Below are 18051 nucleotides of genomic sequence, written 5' to 3'. Positions count from 1 at the left end.
CCGCAAGAGCGACGCTCGAAGCAGGACAATTTATGCCGCTCTAGGCGGTTGCGAGGTTTAACAGCCTCTGCTACACCCACGCCGATTTCGGAGCGTGCCCGTCCGGGTGCGCCGCTTGATCTGCCCCGTCCGAGCGTTTCGGGCATGCGAGGGGCCTTAAGACATCGGAAGGGTTGACGTGTCCGAACCAGCTTCGATTTCGTCTGGCATTGCCGCGCGCTATGCCACGGCACTGTTTGAGATCGCAAAGGAATCCAAAGCGCTCGCCGGCCTTGAAGCGGATGTCGATACGCTCGACGCCGCCATCGCCGAAAGCGCCGATTTCCGCGATCTGATCCACTCCCCCGTCTACTCGCGCGACGCGCAGGGCAAGGCGATCACCGCGATTGCGGTCAAGATGAACCTGGGTGAGATGACCACCAAGACGCTTGGCCTGATGGCATCCAAGCGGCGCCTGTTCACGCTGCCGCATCTGGTGGCGAACCTGCGCGCGCTGATCGCCGAGGAAAAGGGCGAGGTCACGGCCGAGGTCGTTTCGGCCAAACCGCTGTCGGAGGCGCAGGCCGAAAAGCTTGCCGCCGCGCTGAAGGCCAATGCGGGCAAGGACGTCAAGATCAAAGCCACCGTCGACGAGAAACTCATCGGCGGTCTTATCGTAAAGCTGGGCTCCAAGATGATCGACACGTCGATCAAGGCGCGGCTCAACGCACTTCAGAACACCATGAAAGAGGTCGGATAAATGGGTATCCAAGCAGCTGAGATCTCTGCGATCCTCAAGGAGCAGATCAAGAACTTCGGTCAGGAAGCCGAAGTTGCAGAGGTGGGCCGCGTGCTGTCGGTCGGCGACGGTATTGCCCGTGTCCACGGCCTCGACAACATCCAGGCCGGTGAAATGGTCGAGTTCCCGGGCGGTATCCGGGGCATGGCGCTGAACCTCGAGATCGACAATGTCGGTATCGTTATCTTCGGCTCCGACCGTGACATCAAGGAAGGTGATGTCGTCAAGCGCACCAACGCCATCGTGGACGTGCCTGTGGGCGACGCAATGCTGGGCCGCGTGGTCGATGGTCTCGGCAACCCGATTGACGGCAAGGGCGCGATCGCCGCTTCCGAGCGCCGCATCGCCGACGTGAAGGCGCCGGGCATCATTCCCCGTAAATCGGTGCATGAACCGATGGCCACCGGCCTGAAATCGGTCGACGCCATGATCCCGATCGGCCGCGGCCAGCGGGAACTGATCATCGGCGACCGCCAGACCGGCAAGACCGCTGTGGCGCTCGACACCATCCTGAACCAGAAAAGCTATAACGACGCCGCGGGCGATGACGAGAGCAAGAAGCTCTACTGCATCTACGTCGCGGTCGGCCAGAAACGCTCCACCGTGGCCCAGCTTGTGAAGAAGCTGGAGGAAACCGGTGCCATGGAATACTCCATGGTCGTGGCCGCGACCGCGTCCGACCCCGCGCCGATGCAGTTCCTTGCGCCTTACGCCGCGACCGCGATGGCGGAATACTTCCGCGACAACGGCCGCCACGCGCTGATCATCTACGATGACCTCTCCAAGCAGGCCGTCGCCTATCGCCAGATGTCGCTGCTGCTGCGCCGTCCGCCGGGGCGTGAAGCTTACCCGGGTGACGTGTTCTATCTGCACTCCCGGCTGCTGGAACGTTCGGCCAAGATGAACGAGGATCACGGCGCGGGCTCGCTGACGGCGCTGCCGATCATCGAAACCCAGGCGGGTGACGTGTCGGCCTACATTCCGACCAACGTGATCTCGATCACCGACGGTCAGATCTTCCTTGAAACCGACCTGTTCTATCAGGGTATCCGCCCGGCCGTGAACACCGGTCTGTCGGTGTCGCGCGTGGGCTCCTCGGCCCAGACCAACGCGATGAAGTCGGTTGCCGGCAAGGTGAAGCTGGAACTCGCGCAGTACCGCGAGATGGCGGCCTTCGCGCAGTTCGGTTCCGACCTTGATGCCGCGACCCAGAAGCTTCTGAACCGTGGTGCACGCCTGACCGAGCTGATGAAACAGCCGCAGTACTCGCCGCTGACCAACGCCGAAATCGTTTGCGTGATCTTTGCCGGGACCAACGGCTATCTCGACAACGTGGCCGTGAAGGATGTCACCCGCTACGAGGCGGACCTGCTGAACTTCCTGCGCACCAAGCATCAGGATCTGCTGGACGACATCACCAACAACGACCGCAAGGTGAAGGGTGAGCTTGAGGACAAGATCAAGGCGGTGCTCGGCGACTTCGCCAAGAACTTCGCCTGAGGCCGGGGGATCGAATAGATGCCCAGCCTTAAGGACCTCAAGAACCGGATCGGAAGCGTCAAGAACACGCGGAAGATCACGAAGGCCATGCAGATGGTCGCGGCGGCCAAGCTCCGCCGTGCCCAGGAGGCCGCGGAAAACGCGCGGCCTTATGCCGAGCAGATGACGAAGGTGATGACCGGCCTTGCCGCTTCGGCGACCGGGTCGGCCAATGCGCCGAAGCTGCTGACCGGCACCGGATCGGATCAGGTGCAACTGCTGGTCGTGATGACGGCCGAGCGGGGCCTGTGCGGTGGCTTCAACTCGTCCATCGTGCGCCTGGCGCGGAACAAGATCACCGAACTGCTGGGGCAGGGCAAGACGATCAAGATTCTGACCGTCGGGCGCAAGGGGCGCGAACAGCTCAAGCGTGAATTCGGCAATCACTTCATCGGCCATGTCGATCTGAGCGAGGTCAAGCGTATCGGTTATGCCAATGCGCAAGACATCGCCAAGGACATCATCGGCCGCTATGAGGCCGGCGAATTCGACGTGGCGACGATCTTCTATGCCGAGTTCAAGTCCGTGATCGCGCAAGAGCCGCGCGCGCAGCAGATCATTCCGGCGGTGTTCGACGAGGCCGAGGCCGACACCTCGACCATCTACGACTACGAACCGACCGAGGGCGAGATCCTGCAGGAGTTGCTGCCCCGTGGCGTGGCCACCCAGATTTTCGCAGCGCTCCTTGAAAACGGCGCATCGGAACAGGGTGCGCGGATGTCTGCGATGGACAACGCGACCCGCAACGCCGGCGAGATGATCGACAAGCTGAACCTCGAGTACAACCGCTCGCGTCAGGCTGCGATCACCAAGGAACTCATCGAAATCATTTCGGGCGCCGAGGCGCTCTAAAGGAACCGGAGAAACGACATGGCAACTGCTGTAGGCAAAGTCACCCAGGTGATCGGCGCCGTCGTCGACGTTCAGTTCGACGATCACCTGCCCGAAATTCTGAACGCGCTCGAAACCGAAAACAACGGCAAGCGTCTGGTGCTTGAAGTCGCCCAGCACCTTGGCGAAAGCACCGTGCGGACCATCGCCATGGACGCGACCGAGGGTCTCGTCCGCGGCGCCAAGGTGACCGACACCGGCAAGGCGATCGCTGTGCCGGTCGGCGAAGCGACGCTGGGCCGGATCATGAACGTGATCGGGGAACCGATCGACGAGAAGGGCCCCGTCGAGGCGAAAGAAACCCGCGCCATCCACCAGCCTGCCCCGGAATTCGCCGAGCAGGCCACCGGGTCGGAAATCCTGGTGACGGGCATCAAGGTCATCGACCTTCTGGCGCCCTACTCCAAGGGTGGTAAGATTGGCCTCTTCGGCGGTGCCGGCGTGGGCAAGACGGTTCTGATCATGGAACTGATCAACAACATCGCCAAGGTGCACTCGGGTTACTCGGTCTTCGCCGGCGTGGGCGAGCGGACCCGTGAGGGCAACGACCTCTATCACGAGATGATCGAATCCAACGTCATCAAGCCCGACAACCTGTCGGAATCCCAGGTGGCGCTGGTCTACGGCCAGATGAACGAGCCGCCGGGCGCCCGTGCCCGCGTTGCGCTGACCGGCCTGACCCTGGCCGAGCAGTTCCGCGATGCCTCCGGCACCGACGTTCTGTTCTTCGTCGACAACATCTTCCGCTTCACGCAGGCGGGCTCCGAGGTGTCGGCACTTCTGGGTCGTATCCCATCGGCCGTGGGCTATCAGCCGACGCTGGCCACCGACATGGGCGCGATGCAGGAACGCATCACCTCGACCAAGCAGGGCTCGATCACCTCGATCCAGGCCGTCTACGTGCCTGCGGACGACCTGACCGACCCGGCCCCGGCCACGACCTTTGCCCACCTCGACGCCACGACCGTTCTGTCGCGTGCCATCTCGGAACTGGGCATCTACCCGGCCGTGGACCCGCTCGACTCCACCTCGCGGATCCTCGATCCGTCGATCGTGGGCGAGGAACACTACCAGGTGGCGCGTGACGTGCAGGGGATCCTCCAGCGCTACAAGTCGCTGCAGGACATCATCGCGATCCTCGGCATGGACGAACTGTCGGAAGAGGACAAGCTGACCGTGGCCCGCGCCCGGAAGATCCAGCGCTTCCTGTCCCAGCCGTTCGACGTGGCGAAGGTCTTCACCGGTTCCGACGGTGTGCAGGTGCCGCTTGAAAAGACCATCGCGTCCTTCAAGGCGGTTGTGGCCGGCGAATACGACCACCTGCCCGAAGCTGCCTTCTACATGGTTGGCGACATCGACGAGGTGATCGCCAAGGCCGAGAAGATGGCGGCCGACGCGGCCTGATGAAGGCTTCGGCGCCGGGTTTGCAAGGCCCGGCGCCCGTATGCGCAAGGAGGCGAAATGGCCGATACGATGCAATTCGATCTAGTGGCGCCGGAGGCCCGCGTGGCCCATGCCGAGGCGACGCAGGTTGTCATTCCGGGCTTCGAAGGCGACCTGACGGCGATGCCCCAGCACGCACCGCTGATCACCACGCTGCGCCCCGGTATTCTTGAGGTCTTCACCGGCAAGGACAGCAAGAAATACGCTGTGACCGGCGGATTTGCCGAGATCACCGCCGACCGCGCCACCGTTCTGGCAGAGCGGTCGCTGGCCGTTGAGGACGTGACGCAGGACATGGTCAACCAGTGGGTCGCAGAGGCCCGCGCCGCCCATGAAGACGCCCACCCCGACGTTGTCGACGCATCGGCGAAGATGCTGGCCGACATGGTGGCGATGGGGACCCATATGGGGTTCGAGCCGCAAAGCTGACCGGCGGCACCATCATCCAGCAAAACAAAAGGCCCCGGCGACGGGGCCTTTTCGCGTTTGGTCTGCGTTATACGCCGCCGAAGCGGCGTCACGTTCATCCCCTGCCGGGTGCGTACATCCCCTCGTAGATCGGGGCGAGCGTTTCGTGGGCAAAGAGCGACGACACCGATGTGCCCTGCCAGATGTTCATGATTGCCTGCGCAAAGAGCGGCGCGGTCGGGACGATGCGGATATTGGGGCAGGCTTCGACGGGCGCGGTCGGTTGGATCGAGTCCGTGACGACGACCGATTTGAGTTGCGACCCGGTGATCCGTTCCACCGCCGGCCCGGAGAACACGCCGTGACTGATATAGGCATGGACCTCCCGCGCGCCGGCCTCGATCAGCTTGTCCGCAGCCTTGCAGAGCGTGCCGGCGGTATCGCACAAATCGTCGACGATGAAGCATATCTGCCCCTCGACATCGCCGATCACCGTCATCTCGGCGACCTCGCCAGGGCGGACCCGGCGTTTGTCAACGATGGCAAGCCCCGACCCGATGCGTTGCGCGAGTTCCCGGGCGCGGGCCACCCCGCCGACATCCGGTGAGACCACGGTGATTTGTTCCAGCGCGCCGTTGAAGGCATGCGCGATGTCGAGCGCAAAGATCGGCGCGGCATAGAGGTTGTCCACCGGGATATCGAAAAAGCCCTGAATCTGCGCGGCATGCAGGTCCATCGTCAGTACCCGTTCAATGCCGGCCTCGGTCAGCAGGTTGGCGACCAGCTTTGCAGAAATCGGGGTTCGCGCCTTGGTTCGCCGGTCTTGCCGGGCATAACCGAAATAGGGGATCACGGCGGTGATGCGGGCCGCCGACGACCGGCGCAGCGCGTCGGCCATGATCATCAGCTCCATCAGGTTGTCGTTGGCGGGGTTTGAGGTCGGCTGGATGATGAACATGTCCTCGCCCCGGACGTTTTCATACACCTCGACGAAGATTTCCTGATCGTTGAACCGCTCCACCCGCGCGTCCACGAGGCTGACATTCACCCCCCGATGCATGGACATCCGCCGGGCAATGGACGCGGCAAGCGGACGGTTGGCATTGCCCGCGATCAGTTTCGGTTCGTGGATGTTGTGCATTGGCTGATTTCCCAGAGGCGGCAGATTCGTAACTGTCACGTTACGTTGACAGCGCTTAACACCGGTCTGCGGCCTTGAAAACCACAGGAGACGGAACTGCACGGGGAACGTGACGCTATTCCCCGATGCGGCGAAAACAAGTGCAGACCTTCCCGCGCGGGGCGTCCAGCCTAGCCGCCGATGGCCGACAGGAACTGATCGACATCCTCATCGGTCGTGCACCAGGAGCAGACAAGTCGCGCCGAGACAAGCACGTCGCCCGCGCCCTCAAGCGTCTGGTCCATCGGCCAGAGGTAGTAATAGGCCCCCTTGTCCTGAGCGACCCGGTGCCCCGCGCGCGGCCAGGCCGCGAAAACGGCGTTGGCCTCGGTCGGGTGCAAGAGGGTCGCATCGGGCAGGGCGGCGATGCCATCGGACAGGCGCTTCGCGGCGGCGTTGGCCCGTTCTGCCAGTTTCAGCCACAGATCGTCATCCAGATAGGCGGCCATCTGCGCCGACAGATACCGGTGCTTGGAAAACAGGTGGCCGCCCCGTTTCCGGCGCAACTGGAACTCCCACGCTTTGGATGGGTTGAACAGCACCACGGCCTCCACGCCCATCAGACCGTTCTTGGTGCCGCCGAAGGACAGGACATCGACGCCGGCCTTCCACGTCATCTCGGCGGGCGTACATCCGGCGGTGACCAGCGCATTGGCAAAGCGCGACCCGTCCATGTGAACGGGCAGGCCCGCCTTCTTTGCCACCGCACAGATCAGGGCCACGTCGTCTGGCGTGTAGACGGCGCCCAGTTCCGTCGCGTTGGTGATCGACACCGCACCTTTCTGCACGTTGTGTACCCCAGCGCGCGCGGTAAAGGCGATGGCGCGTTCAAGCCCCTCGGGGGTAATCTTGGCGTCCGCCCCGTCCAGCAGGGTCAGCTTTGCCCCGCCGGTGTAGAATTCCGGTGCGGCGCATTCATCCTCCTCAACATGGGAATTGCGGTGGCAGAACACGGTGGCCCAAGGCGGGCACAGGCAGGCGAGCGCGATTGCATTGGCCGCCGTTCCCGTGGGGACAAGGAAGACCTCTGCCTCCGGCGCCTCGAAAACCTGCCGGATCTTTTCGCGCACCTCTGTCATCTGCACCTCGGTCCCATAGGGTGGTGCATAGCCGTGATTGACCTCGATCAGGGCCTCCAGAATTTGCGGCGGTACGGGCGCGGTGTTGTCCGAGGCGAAATGCATGACCCTCAAAGCTCCTCTTCGATGACGTGGTCTTCCCACTCCTCGACGGGCACGTCGAATTCCGGCACGGTCCAGCCCTGCACCGAAACGCCGGCCTCGTGCACGCTATCCGGCCGGCCCGACACCAGCGGGTGCCAGTCGAAAAGCGACCGCCCCTCCCACAGCAGGCGGTAGGCACAGCTTGCCGGCATCCAATAGGCGATCTCGGCAATGTTCGTGGGTTTCAGGACAACGCATTCCGGCACGATCGTCTTGCGCACATCGTAATGCGCGCAGCGGCAGGTTTCGTCGTCCAACAGACGGCAGGCCACGCGGGTGAAGACCACCTCGCCGGTATCGGCATCTTCCAGCTTGTTCAGGCAACATTTCCCACAGCCATCGCACAGTGCCTCCCACTCTTTCGGTGTAAGCTTCGTCAGGGGGATGCGCTCCCAGAAGCGGGGGCGCAGGCCGTTGCGATCGATGGGATCTTGGCGGGGGTCCATGGGGCGTAGACTAGACGTCTAGCGCCGGAAGGGAAGGGGGGGCGCCTGCGCGAGGATCTTTCGCGCGCGGTCGCAATCCCGGTTCATCTGGTCCACCAGTTCGTTCAGGCTGTCGAATTTCATCTCGTCGCGCAGGAACTCGACCAGCGCAACGGAAAGATGCGTGCCGTACAGGTCGCCCTTGAAGTCGAACAGGTGGCTCTCGCAGTTCGGCACATTCTCCCCGAACATCGGGCGCACCCCGATGGCCGCGGCCCCGTCATAGGTGCCCTGATGCGGGCCCGACAGGACATCGACCTTGACCGCATAGACACCGAAACGCGGACGGTGCAGCCCGTGGATCGACATGTTGGCGGTGGGAAAGCCCAAGGCGCGACCGCGGGCATCCCCATGCAGCACCTCGCCCTCGATCCGGTGCCAGTGCCCCAGCATCTTCGCGGCATCCCGTGGCCGCCCGTCGGTCAGCGCATCGCGGATCGCGGTGGAGGAGACCTCTCCCACCTCATTCGCCAGGAGTTCTACGGCGGTCACGCCAAAGCCCATCTGCGCGCCGAACTGCCTGAGGTCATCGACATTGCCGGTGCGCCCCTTGCCAAAGCAGAAATCGGCGCCAACCACGACATGGGCCAGCCCCAGCCCGCCGGAGATGACGTCCCGCGCGAAGGCTTCGGGCGTCAGCCCTGCGAGCCGCGCGTCGAAGGGCAACTGGTACAGGTGATCGACGAAGAGTTTGGTCAGACGGTTCGCCCGCGCCTCGGCATTCATCAGGCGGAAGGGGGCGGCCCCGGGGGAAAAGAATTCCCGCGGATGGGGTTCGAAGGTCAGAACGCCCAAGGGGGCACCGCGCCGTTCGCATTCGTCGCGCGCGGTCTCGATCACGGTGCGGTGCCCAAGGTGCACGCCGTCGAAATTGCCGATCGCGGCGACTGCGCCGCGGTCCCCCGGCGCGTGGCCCGTCCATGATGTGAAGGTCTTCATGGCCCCCGATTGCACCGGGGGCCGGGCGGCGTCAATCGAATTTCTTGGTTGGCGCCAGTACCGTCGCCTCGCCCTTCAGCACTGGCTTGCCGTCGACAAGACAGCGGGTGTCCAGCTTCACGCGCCGCTTACCATAGTCGATGTCCATCACCTCGACCTCTGCCACGACAACGTCACCGGGGCGCACGGGGGCAAGGAATTTCAGCGACTGGCCGAGGTAGATGGTGCCGTGGCCCGGAAGCTGTTCTCCGATCACCGCCGAGATCAGGCCGGCTGTCAGCATGCCATGGGCGATGCGGCCTTCGAAGATCGTTTCCATCGCGTAATCATCGTCCAGATGCACCGGATTGCGGTCGGTCGATACCTGGGCGAACAACTCGATGTCGAGGTCGGTGATCTCCTTGCGCAGGTGGCGGCACATGCCGATTTCAAGGTCCTCGATACAGATCGTTCCGCGTGGCATATTGTCGAGCATTCCCCGGCCCCCGGTGTTGATGTTGCGCTGCAGCATAACGAAGCTGGCGGCAGCGTGCAATGTCGTTGGGTAATTTTTCGTTACCGAATGTTCAGATGTCGCAACTTTGTTGCGCGCAAGAATGTGTCGCTGGTGTTGAGCGCATCACTTGCAGTTGAAATGCCAAGGGCGCCCGGTAAGCTGAGCGTGTGCGGGGTGAAAATTGTCCCGTCAGATCGCGTGCAGAATGCGCGGGCATGTCTTGCGTTGTTCTGGGGGAATCAGCCCGGTGGGAGGAACACCGGACAACAAGGTGAGAAAGCGATGAAATTGAAATTTGGATATATTGCAGGCGCGGCGGCGCTGGCGGCCCTTGCGGGATGTGTGGATGAGATGGGCGCGGCGATGGAAGATCCCGGTGCCTTCGCGTGCCGCGAACGCGCCGTGAGCCTGATGCGCGTGGATTTCGACATGACCTCGGCCACGCCGATCAATTTCGATGCCTTCGGCTACCGCAACTACTCGGTCAATGCCGGCGGGGTCAATTTCCGCTGCTCGGTCAACGACGAGGGCAACATCGTCGCCTTCTCGCGCATGTGACGCCGCGGCGCGACCCAGCATGAAATTCAAGGACCCCGCTTGCCGGGGTCCTTTCGCGTTTCCGCGATGCCGATCAGCGCAACTGGCCGATGGCGAAGGTCGGGCTCGCCATTTCCCGGTTCAGGTACTTCGCAAGGGCATCAGGGTCCGGCTGGCGGGTCGTCTGCGTTTCGGCGGCCGCCAGTCCCCCGGAAATGAACAGGGAGTCCATATCCTCGCCCAAGGCGCCGCGGATATCTGTGGCGATGCCGTCGCCGATGCACAGGATCGCGCTGTCGGGTACATCCGCGATCTGGGCAAGGCGCCGGCGGGCAAGGTCGTAGATCGGCGGATGCGGCTTGCCGAAATAGAGGCTTTCGCCGCCCATTTCGGTGTAAAGCTGCGCGATCGCCCCGGCGCAGTATTCCCGCGTTTCGCCCCGGTCGACCACGATATCGGGGTTGGCGCAGAGCAGTTTCAGGCCCTTCTGCTTGGCGTAGAGAAGTTGCGGCCGCAAGTCGGCGGGGTCGGCATGGGCATCGAAGGGGCCGGTGCAGACGATCCCCTCGGCCTCTTCCAGCGGGACGCGGGTGATGTCGACCGGGTCCTCGACGATCTTGATCGGATCAAAGAAGGTCAGGTCGAAATCGATCCCGATGAAGAACACCTTTTCGCCGACGACACCGCGAAACATGGCGGCGCGCGCGCTGTCGCCTGAGGTTGCGATGGTGTCCCAGCAATCTTCGGGCACGTCGAGCGAGGCGAGCTGGTCGGCCACGGCCCCGCGATGCCGGGGCGCATTGGTCAGCAAAACGACCGTGCCGCCCGTCGCCTTGTACCGCTGCAACGCTGCGACGGCGTCGGGAAACGCCTCTCGCCCGTTGTGCAGGCAGCCCCAGAGATCGACGAACAGCGCCTTGTAGCGCGAAGAAATGTCGTCGAGCGATTCAATGATCTGCGTCATGTGCACGGTCCTTGGGTCTGTCCTTGGGCGGAACGGTCTTCAACTGAAAAGGGCGCCACGCGGGCGCCCTGTCAACAGGTTGGGGTCGGTCAGAGTTGCAGATTGGGGATGATCTGCTTCTTCCGGCTCATGATGCCTGGCAGCACCACGGTGTCGCCTTCCGGCTTCGCGGCGAAGCTCTTCTCGGCAACGGTCTTCACCAGATCGTTCGGGACAAGAAGCGTCGCTTCTTCCTTCAGGATGTCGATCACGAAAAGCAGAACCTGATCGACGCCGTCTTCCTCGGCCACGGTGACCATGCTGTCCATCAGGCTGGCCTTGCGGTCCAGCACCACGGCGGGCGCGGTGGTTTCAAGCACCGAGACGCGGAACTTCTTGCCGGCGACCTCGTATTCCTTGGAATCCATGCGCAGTAGTTCGGCATCGGAGAAGGCGGAGACGTCGGATTTTGCGGCGAACATCTCGCCTGCATAATCAGGGATCGAAACGCCAAGATCGGCGGCCAGTTTTTCTGCCAGGGCCTTGTCGGTTTCGGTCGTGGTGGGCGAGCGGAATTCCAGCGTGTCGGACAGGATGCAGGACAGCATCGCGCCCTTGATGTTTTCCGGCATTTTCGCCGCGTCGTCTCCCATCAGGTCGTGCATGATGGTGGCGGTGCAGGCCAGCGGGCGCACGGTGATGTCGATCGGCGCGCGGGTCTTCAGACCGCCTTGCAGCAGGTGATGGTCGATGATCGCCTTGACGTTCGCATCATTGATATGGGCGGGCAGTTCGGCGACGTTGTTGGTGTCCACCACGACCACGTCGTCACCCGGGGCAACGTCGGCGATGATCTCCGGCTGGTCGAAGCCCCAGCGTTCCAGAACGAATTTCGCCTCGGTGTTGGGCTCACCCAGAAGCTTCGCCTCGGCCGGGGTGCCCTTGATCTCGGACAGGTACCACGCCCAGATCAGCGGAGAGCCGGTGGAATCGGTGTCGGGGGCCTTGTGGCCAAAAATCTTGACAGTCATGGGGGTGTCCATTCTCTCGACAGGGAATCGGGCGCTCTTATAGGTATCGTCCCTGCGCTTGTCACGGGGCGTGGTGTGAAGCTCTTGTGACTTCTGCCGCTGTGGTTAAGCGCGTAATTCGTGGGTCAGGCCAAGGCCAGCCAGCCGGCAACCCCGGCTAGGGCAAGTCCGAAACCCGTGTTCAAGCGGCGTGCATCCCTGTCGTTACGGAAGCGAGCGGAGATCCTGTCGCCCAGGATCATCCAGACCAGAAACGCGATGAAATTGTTCAGCGTGAAGACGGTCGTGATCCACGCCACGCTCAGCGGTCGGCTGACCTCGGGCAGGGCCAGGAACTGGCTGAACATCATCGCGATGATCAGGTAGGCCTTGGGGTTGAGGACCAGCAGGACCGCGCCGCCAAGAAACCCTGCGGGTGTCGCCTCCGCCGCGCCGGTCGTCCGGCCGGCCCGAAAGAATGCGGCGGAGAGGGTGCAGACATAGGCCACGCCGCCCCATTTTATCGCGCTGAAGAAGAGCGGAGAGACCTTCATCAAGGCGGCAAATCCCAGCCCGATGGACAAGGTCACGCCCCACGTTGCCGCATGATAACCGAGATTGGCGGGCCATGTCGCCCGAAGGCCGAAGCGTGCCGCGCTGGCGGCGAAGAACAAGTTGCCGGGGCCGGGGCTGTAGGCCAGCGGGGCAAGAAAGACGATAAGCGCAACCGTTATGCCAAGCACGTTGGGTCCTCCCTATGCGGTGCGCAAGACATCTTCGATGGGGCGGTTTCAGGCGACCCGGTTCCTGCGCAAATCGGCGGAGAGCGGCGGTCGCCGGACGAGAGAAGCGTTCGCATCGACAGGTGCCTGCCGTTGAAACGACACTCGCCCGACACAAGGAAGGTCTTTTGGTGGCGCGGATTCTTTTTCGTTTCGGAGTTCTTGACAGGTCGAACGCGCCCGCCTATCTCGGCGCCGTTAGCACTCGATGAGTGCGAGTGACAACACTCCACAGCATGAACGAAGGAGCGTTCGAAAGATGGCATTCAAACCTTTGCATGACCGGGTTCTGGTCCGCCGTGTCGAGAGCGATGAGAAGACCAAGGGCGGCCTGATCATTCCCGACAGCGCCAAAGAGAAGCCGGCCGAAGGCGAAGTGATCGCCTGTGGCGAAGGCGCCCGCAAGGATTCGGGCGAGCTGATCGAGATGGCCGTCAAAGAGGGCGACCGCATCCTCTTCGGCAAGTGGTCGGGCACCGAGGTGACCGTCGACGGCGAAGAGCTGCTGATCATGAAGGAAAGCGACATCCTCGGCGTCATCGCCTGAGCCGTCGCCTGACACCAACACAGAATTCCAAGGAGCAAGCGAAATGGCTGCCAAGGACGTCAAGTTCGAATCCGATGCCCGCAACCGCATGCTGGCCGGCGTCAACATCCTCGCCGATGCCGTAAAGGTCACCCTCGGCCCGAAAGGCCGCAACGTGGTCATCGAAAAGTCGTTCGGTGCCCCGCGCATCACCAAGGACGGCGTGACCGTTGCCAAGGAAATCGAACTGGAAGACAAGTTCGAGAACATGGGCGCTCAGATGGTGAAGGAAGTCGCTTCCCGCACCAATGACGAGGCCGGCGACGGCACCACCACCGCCACCGTGCTGGCCCAGGCCATCGTCAAGGAAGGCATGAAGTCGGTTGCCGCCGGCATGAACCCGATGGACCTCAAGCGCGGCATCGATCTGGCCACCGCGAAGGTCGTCGAGGCGATCAAGGCCGCGGCCCGTCCGGTCGAGAACTCCGACGAGGTTGCGCAGGTCGGCACGATCTCTGCCAACGGCGAGGCCGCCATCGGCCGTCAGATCGCCGACGCGATGCAGAAGGTCGGCAATGACGGCGTGATCACCGTCGAAGAAAACAAGGGCATGGAGACGGAAGTCGAAGTCGTCGAAGGCATGCAGTTCGACCGTGGCTACCTGTCGCCCTACTTCGTGACCAACCCCGACAAGATGGTCGCCGAGCTGGAAGACTGCCTGATCCTGCTGCACGAGAAGAAACTCTCGTCGCTGCAGCCGATGGTTCCGCTGCTGGAAGCCGTGATCCAGTCGCAGAAGCCGCTTCTGATCATCGCTGAAGACGTCGAAGGCGAAGCGCTGGCGACCCTCGTGGTCAACAAGCTGCGCGGTGGCCTGAAAATCGCCGCCGTCAAGGCACCGGGCTTCGGCGACCGCCGCAAGGCCATGCTGCAGGACATCGCGATCCTGACCGGCGGCCAGGTGATCTCCGAAGACCTCGGCATGAAGCTGGAAAACGTCACGATGGACATGCTGGGTTCGGCCAAGAAAGTGTCGATCACCAAGGATGAGACCACCGTCATCGACGGCGCCGGTGAGAAGGCCGAGATCGAGGCCCGCGTCAGCCAGATCCGTCAGAACATCGAGGAAACCACCTCGGACTACGATCGCGAGAAGCTGCAGGAACGTGTCGCGAAACTGGCCGGTGGCGTTGCCGTCATCCGCGTCGGCGGCATGACCGAAGTGGAAGTGAAAGAGCGCAAGGACCGCGTTGACGACGCACTGAACGCGACCCGCGCGGCCGTTCAGGAAGGCGTGATCGTGGGCGGCGGTGTTGCCCTCGTTCAGGGTGCGAAAGCGCTCGACGGCCTGGAAGGCGACAACGAAGACCAGAACGCCGGCATCGCGATGCTGCGCCGCGCGCTGGAAGCCCCGCTGCGCCAGATCGCCGAAAACGCCGGTGTCGACGGTGCCGTCGTGGCCGGCAAGGTTCGCGAAAGCGACAACCAGCACTTCGGCTTCAACGCGCAGACCGAGGAATATGGCGACATGTTCTCCTTCGGCGTGATCGACCCGGCCAAGGTGACCCGGACCGCGCTGGAAGATGCGGCCTCGGTTGCTGGCCTCTTGATCACCACCGAAGCCATGGTGGCCGACAAGCCCGAGCCGAAAGGCGCCGGTGCCGGCGGCGGCATGCCCGACATGGGCGGCATGGGCGGCATGATGTAAGCTGCCGCTTGCGCGGAAAGACAATGGGCGCCGGGGGAAACTCCGGCGCCCTTTTCGTTTCTGCCGATTGCTGACTGGCCGTGACTGGCTTGGGAAGTGCTAATGCACGTCCGGCGCATCCGGGCGGCGCACCACCCGCTCCGGCTGGGGCAACCCGGCCTCGGCCGCGATCTGGAACCTGTTCTTGCGGGCGCGTTCGGTGGCCGATTTCAACTGACCGCAGGCGGCCATGATGTCCTCGCCCCTTGGCGTCCGGATCGGGCTTGCATAGCCGGCCTTGTAAAGGATGTCGGCAAAGGCCTCGATCCGGTCCCAGTTGGAGCGTTCGTAGGGCGATCCGGGCCATTCGTTGAACGGGATCAGGTTGATTTTGGCGGGGATGCCCGCGATCAGCTTTACCAGCCGTTTGGCATCGGCATTGCTGTCATTGATGCCCTTCAGCATCACGTATTCAAACGTGATCCGCTCTGAGTTCGACAGCTTCGGATAGGCGCGGAGCGCGGCGAACAACTGCTCCAGCGGGTATTTCCGGTTGATCGGCACGATCTGGTTGCGCAACTCATCCGTGGTGGCGTGCAAGGAGATCGCCAGCATGCAGCCGATCTCGGCCCCGGTGCGCGCGATTTCGGGGACCACGCCACAGGTCGACAGCGTGATCCGGCGGCGGGAGAGCGATATGCCTTCGCCATCCATTGCGATCTGCATCGCATCGCGCACGGCCTCAAAATTATAGAGCGGCTCACCCATGCCCATCAGCACAAGGTTCGAGATCAGGCGCGTTTCGTCCTTCGGGTGCCGCCCGGGTTCCGGCCATTCGCCCAGATCGTCACGGGCCAGCATGATCTGGCCAACGATTTCCCCGGCGGTCAGGTTGCGCACAAGCCGCTGGGTGCCCGTATGGCAGAATGTGCAGGTCAGCGTGCAGCCCACCTGGGAAGAGATGCAGAGCGTGCCCCGGTCGTCCTCGGGAATATAGACGACCTCGACCTCGTGCCCGCCGCCGATCCGGACGAGGTATTTGCGCGTGCCGTCGGCAGAGACATTGCGAGAGACGACCTCGGGCACCTCGATCGTGAAATGCTCTTTCAGCTTTGCGCGATACTCCTTGGCGAGATTGGTCATCGCGTCGAAGTCGCGCACGCCCTTCTGGTAAAGCCACTGCCAGACCTGATTTTCCCGCATGCGCGCCTGTTTCTCGGGCGTGCCCGCAGCGATCAGCGCCGCACGAAGACCATCGCGGGTCAGGCCCACGAGGTTCAGGCGCTCTGCCTCTGGCAGCTTGCGCGGGATCGGCATCGCCTCGGGCACGATGGGGGGCGTCGCGGTCATCTGTCGCGTCTCCGTAAGGTCAAGACGGAACGCATACAGGATTCGCGCGGCAAGATAAACTGCCGCGCGCTTTGGGATGGATCACGCCACTGAAAGCTCAGTTGGCGCTGCAGCGGTTCGCGGCTTCCTCATACGCGGCGGTGAAGCCGAACAGAGAGAACGTGTCCTGGGTTGTAGTGCCCCTGTTGGACAGTCCCGTGACCACGGCCTCGGCACCGCGTCTCATCGCCTCGACGACCTTTGCATCCTCCGCCTTCGACGCCGGCCACGACCATTCGCCTTCCGTGAAGAACTCGAACCGGTCGTCGCCGATTTCCACCTTCACCACCGAGTCCGGTTTGAACGTATAGCCGCCGGTAAACGAGATTTCGCCAACGCGATTGTCGCTGGGCTTGAAGGTGGCGAACAGGCCGATTTCGCCACGCCGCACCGAAACAACCCGTCCGCCCTTGGTATTGACGGTCTTCGTGGGCGGAGAAATTGCCCAGCATTCGCCGGATTCCACGAACACGTTCCAGTCCGTCTTGACCGCAACATTGTTGGTCGATTGCTCCTGCGCTGCGCCCGCCGAGGCCGCAAGCGCCATGGCCCCGCCGAGCAGAGCCCCCCGCATCACGGATGTGATCTTGAACACAGAGTCCACCTGTCCTTGCCTTTCGTCCTGCCTGCCCGTTTGTCCGTACCCTTTGCATTGGCACGGACATGTATATCGCGCTAATGGCAACCTAACCGAGACGCGTGCAAGTTTGAACGCCCCACCGGCGGAAAATCGCGCGCAGTTGAATGGGGCAGGGCATGAACAACCCGGTTGAGATGGTGGAGGTCTGGCGCGGCGACATGGTTGAATCGCGCCATCGCGGCCATGCGGTGGTGTGCGATGCGCGCGGGCAGGTCGTGGCCGAATGGGGCGACAGCGGAACGGTGATCCTGCCGCGGTCCTCCTGCAAGATGATTCAGGCGCTGCCGCTGGTCGAAAGCGGGGCTGCCCGGGCAGCGGGGCTGGGGCCTGCGCAGCTTGCACTGGCCTGTGCCTCGCATCAGGGGGCGCCGGTGCATGTGGATCTCGTGCGGCGCTGGCTGTCCGACATCGGCCGGGGCGAGAATGACCTGCGCTGCGGTGCGCAGCCCACCCGGGACAAGGCCGAACGCACCCGCATGGTGCAGGCCGGAGAGGCGCCGGGGCAGGTGCACAACAACTGCTCCGGCAAGCATACCGGCTTTCTGACGCTGGCGGGGCATCTGGGTGGCGGTCCCGACTACGTGGACGCCGATCATCCCGTTCAACGCGCGGCGCGCGCAGCGTTCGAGGATGTCACCCAGCAAGACAGCCCGCTTTGGGTCACCGACGGCTGTTCGGCGCCGAACTTTGCCACCACGCTTTACGGTCTGGCTCGCGCGATGGCGTTCTTCGCCGGGGCCCGGCCCGACACGGGCGATGCGCGCGGCCGGGCCGCGGGCGATCTGGTCGCCGCGATGCTGGCCCATCCGATGCTTGTCGCCGGGGAGGGGCGGGCCTGCACCGCGCTGATGCAGGCGATGGAGGGCAAGGTCGCCGCCAAGACCGGGGCAGAGGGCGTGTTCACCGCGATCCTGCCGGAGCGCGGCCTGGGTGTTGCGCTGAAGATCGAGGATGGCGCGACCCGTGCGGCCGAAACGGCGATTACCGGGATCCTTGCCCATCTCGGGGTGCTGAACCGTGACCACCCCACGGCCGCGACATATCTGGATGCCCCGGTCGTCAACTGGCGCGGCATCCGAACCGGACGCATCCGGCTGGCCGAAGGGTTTGCCTGACACGCGCACTTGCCAGAGGCGCGCTTGCATCCCAGACTGA

Annotated in this window: 19 protein-coding genes; 9 read left to right on the top strand and 10 right to left on the bottom strand. The window is 63.4% G+C overall.

What is annotated here, in order from left to right; genetic code table 11:
• Positions 1 to 178 precede the first annotated feature (178 nt).
• Genes RGUI_RS06370 through RGUI_RS06350 form a run of 5 tightly spaced genes read left to right on the top strand, consistent with a single transcriptional unit; the run spans position 179 to position 5080 of the window.
• Complete coding sequence (locus RGUI_RS06370; protein WP_081532281.1) at positions 179 to 739, top strand: F0F1 ATP synthase subunit delta; 561 nt, start codon at positions 179 to 181, stop codon at positions 737 to 739.
• Complete coding sequence (atpA, locus tag RGUI_RS06365; RefSeq protein ID WP_081532280.1) at positions 740 to 2278, top strand: F0F1 ATP synthase subunit alpha; 1539 nt, start codon at positions 740 to 742, stop codon at positions 2276 to 2278. It abuts the gene before it with no gap.
• Positions 2279 to 2296: 18 nt separating this feature from the next.
• Positions 2297 to 3169: a F0F1 ATP synthase subunit gamma gene (locus RGUI_RS06360; RefSeq protein WP_081532279.1), complete on the top strand. Its 873-nt coding sequence runs from the start codon at positions 2297 to 2299 to the stop codon at positions 3167 to 3169.
• Between the two features lie 18 nt (positions 3170 to 3187).
• Complete coding sequence (gene atpD, locus RGUI_RS06355) at positions 3188 to 4612, top strand: F0F1 ATP synthase subunit beta (protein ID WP_081532278.1); 1425 nt, start codon at positions 3188 to 3190, stop codon at positions 4610 to 4612.
• A 57-nt stretch (positions 4613 to 4669) separates the two neighbouring features.
• Positions 4670 to 5080, top strand: a complete 411-nt coding sequence (locus RGUI_RS06350) for a F0F1 ATP synthase subunit epsilon (RefSeq protein WP_081532277.1) — start codon at positions 4670 to 4672, stop codon at positions 5078 to 5080.
• 94 nt (positions 5081 to 5174) lie between these two features.
• Here the strand turns inward: RGUI_RS06350 and RGUI_RS06345 are convergent, their stop codons facing one another.
• The 5 genes from RGUI_RS06345 to RGUI_RS06325 all read right to left on the bottom strand — a co-directional run bounded on the left by RGUI_RS06345 (position 5175) and on the right by RGUI_RS06325 (position 9361).
• Positions 5175 to 6200 carry a ribose-phosphate pyrophosphokinase gene (locus RGUI_RS06345; RefSeq protein WP_081532276.1) on the bottom strand — a complete coding sequence of 342 codons (1026 nt, stop codon included), beginning with the start codon at positions 6198 to 6200 and terminating at the stop codon, positions 5175 to 5177.
• Positions 6201 to 6370: 170 nt separating this feature from the next.
• Positions 6371 to 7423, bottom strand: coding sequence for a low specificity L-threonine aldolase (locus tag RGUI_RS06340; RefSeq protein WP_081532275.1), 1053 nt, complete (start codon positions 7421 to 7423; stop codon positions 6371 to 6373).
• A gap of 5 nt (positions 7424 to 7428) precedes the next feature.
• Positions 7429 to 7908, bottom strand: coding sequence for a YcgN family cysteine cluster protein (locus RGUI_RS06335; protein ID WP_081532274.1), 480 nt, complete (start codon positions 7906 to 7908; stop codon positions 7429 to 7431).
• An 18-nt stretch (positions 7909 to 7926) separates the two neighbouring features.
• Entirely contained in the window at positions 7927 to 8886 is a 960-nt protein-coding gene (locus RGUI_RS06330; protein WP_081535990.1) for a bifunctional riboflavin kinase/FAD synthetase, read from the bottom strand.
• A gap of 31 nt (positions 8887 to 8917) precedes the next feature.
• Entirely contained in the window at positions 8918 to 9361 is a 444-nt protein-coding gene (locus RGUI_RS06325; protein WP_081535989.1) for a MaoC family dehydratase, read from the bottom strand.
• Here RGUI_RS06325 and RGUI_RS21690 point away from each other — a divergent pair.
• On the top strand, positions 9296 to 9940 hold the full coding sequence (locus tag RGUI_RS21690; RefSeq protein ID WP_172841040.1) for a hypothetical protein: 645 nt from the start codon (positions 9296 to 9298) through the stop codon (positions 9938 to 9940). The genes RGUI_RS06325 and RGUI_RS21690 overlap by 66 nt on opposite strands.
• Positions 9941 to 10013: 73 nt before the next feature.
• Here the strand turns inward: RGUI_RS21690 and RGUI_RS06315 are convergent, their stop codons facing one another.
• The 3 genes from RGUI_RS06315 to RGUI_RS06305 form a co-directional block, all read right to left on the bottom strand.
• On the bottom strand, positions 10014 to 10883 hold the full coding sequence (locus RGUI_RS06315) for a TIGR01459 family HAD-type hydrolase (protein WP_081532272.1): 870 nt from the start codon (positions 10881 to 10883) through the stop codon (positions 10014 to 10016).
• 89 nt (positions 10884 to 10972) lie between these two features.
• The gene (locus RGUI_RS06310) at positions 10973 to 11893 is read right to left on the bottom strand and encodes a manganese-dependent inorganic pyrophosphatase (RefSeq protein ID WP_081532271.1); all 921 of its coding nucleotides are present in this window, start codon (positions 11891 to 11893) and stop codon (positions 10973 to 10975) included.
• 125 nt (positions 11894 to 12018) lie between these two features.
• Positions 12019 to 12615: a LysE family translocator gene (locus RGUI_RS06305; protein WP_081532270.1), complete on the bottom strand. Its 597-nt coding sequence runs from the start codon at positions 12613 to 12615 to the stop codon at positions 12019 to 12021.
• Positions 12616 to 12913: 298 nt separating this feature from the next.
• On the opposite strand from RGUI_RS06305, the gene groES reads away from it, so the two are divergent.
• Together groES and groL are read left to right on the top strand one after the other, a co-directional pair.
• Entirely contained in the window at positions 12914 to 13201 is a 288-nt protein-coding gene (gene groES, locus RGUI_RS06300; protein WP_081532269.1) for a co-chaperone GroES, read from the top strand.
• Between the two features lie 43 nt (positions 13202 to 13244).
• The gene (groL, locus tag RGUI_RS06295; RefSeq protein WP_081532268.1) at positions 13245 to 14888 is read left to right on the top strand and encodes a chaperonin GroEL; all 1644 of its coding nucleotides are present in this window, start codon (positions 13245 to 13247) and stop codon (positions 14886 to 14888) included.
• A gap of 99 nt (positions 14889 to 14987) precedes the next feature.
• Here groL and rlmN read toward each other — a convergent pair whose 3' ends face one another.
• Together rlmN and RGUI_RS06285 are read right to left on the bottom strand one after the other, a co-directional pair.
• Positions 14988 to 16217 (bottom strand): 23S rRNA (adenine(2503)-C(2))-methyltransferase RlmN, encoded by a 1230-nt coding sequence (rlmN, locus tag RGUI_RS06290; protein ID WP_081532267.1) that lies wholly within the window; start codon positions 16215 to 16217, stop codon positions 14988 to 14990.
• A 97-nt stretch (positions 16218 to 16314) separates the two neighbouring features.
• Positions 16315 to 16803 carry an invasion associated locus B family protein gene (locus RGUI_RS06285; RefSeq protein WP_253798883.1) on the bottom strand — a complete coding sequence of 163 codons (489 nt, stop codon included), beginning with the start codon at positions 16801 to 16803 and terminating at the stop codon, positions 16315 to 16317.
• Between the two features lie 209 nt (positions 16804 to 17012).
• Here RGUI_RS06285 and RGUI_RS06280 point away from each other — a divergent pair, with 209 nt between their 5' ends.
• A complete protein-coding gene (locus RGUI_RS06280) occupies positions 17013 to 18011 on the top strand; it encodes an asparaginase (RefSeq protein ID WP_081532266.1) in 999 nt (332 codons plus the stop codon).
• Positions 18012 to 18051 lie beyond the last annotated feature (40 nt).

This window comes from Rhodovulum sp. P5 (assembly GCF_002079305.1).
Lineage (GTDB): Bacteria > Pseudomonadota > Alphaproteobacteria > Rhodobacterales > Rhodobacteraceae > Rhodovulum.
Note: the sequence above shows the minus strand (reverse complement) of the source record. Positions and strands in the feature narration are given on the sequence as shown.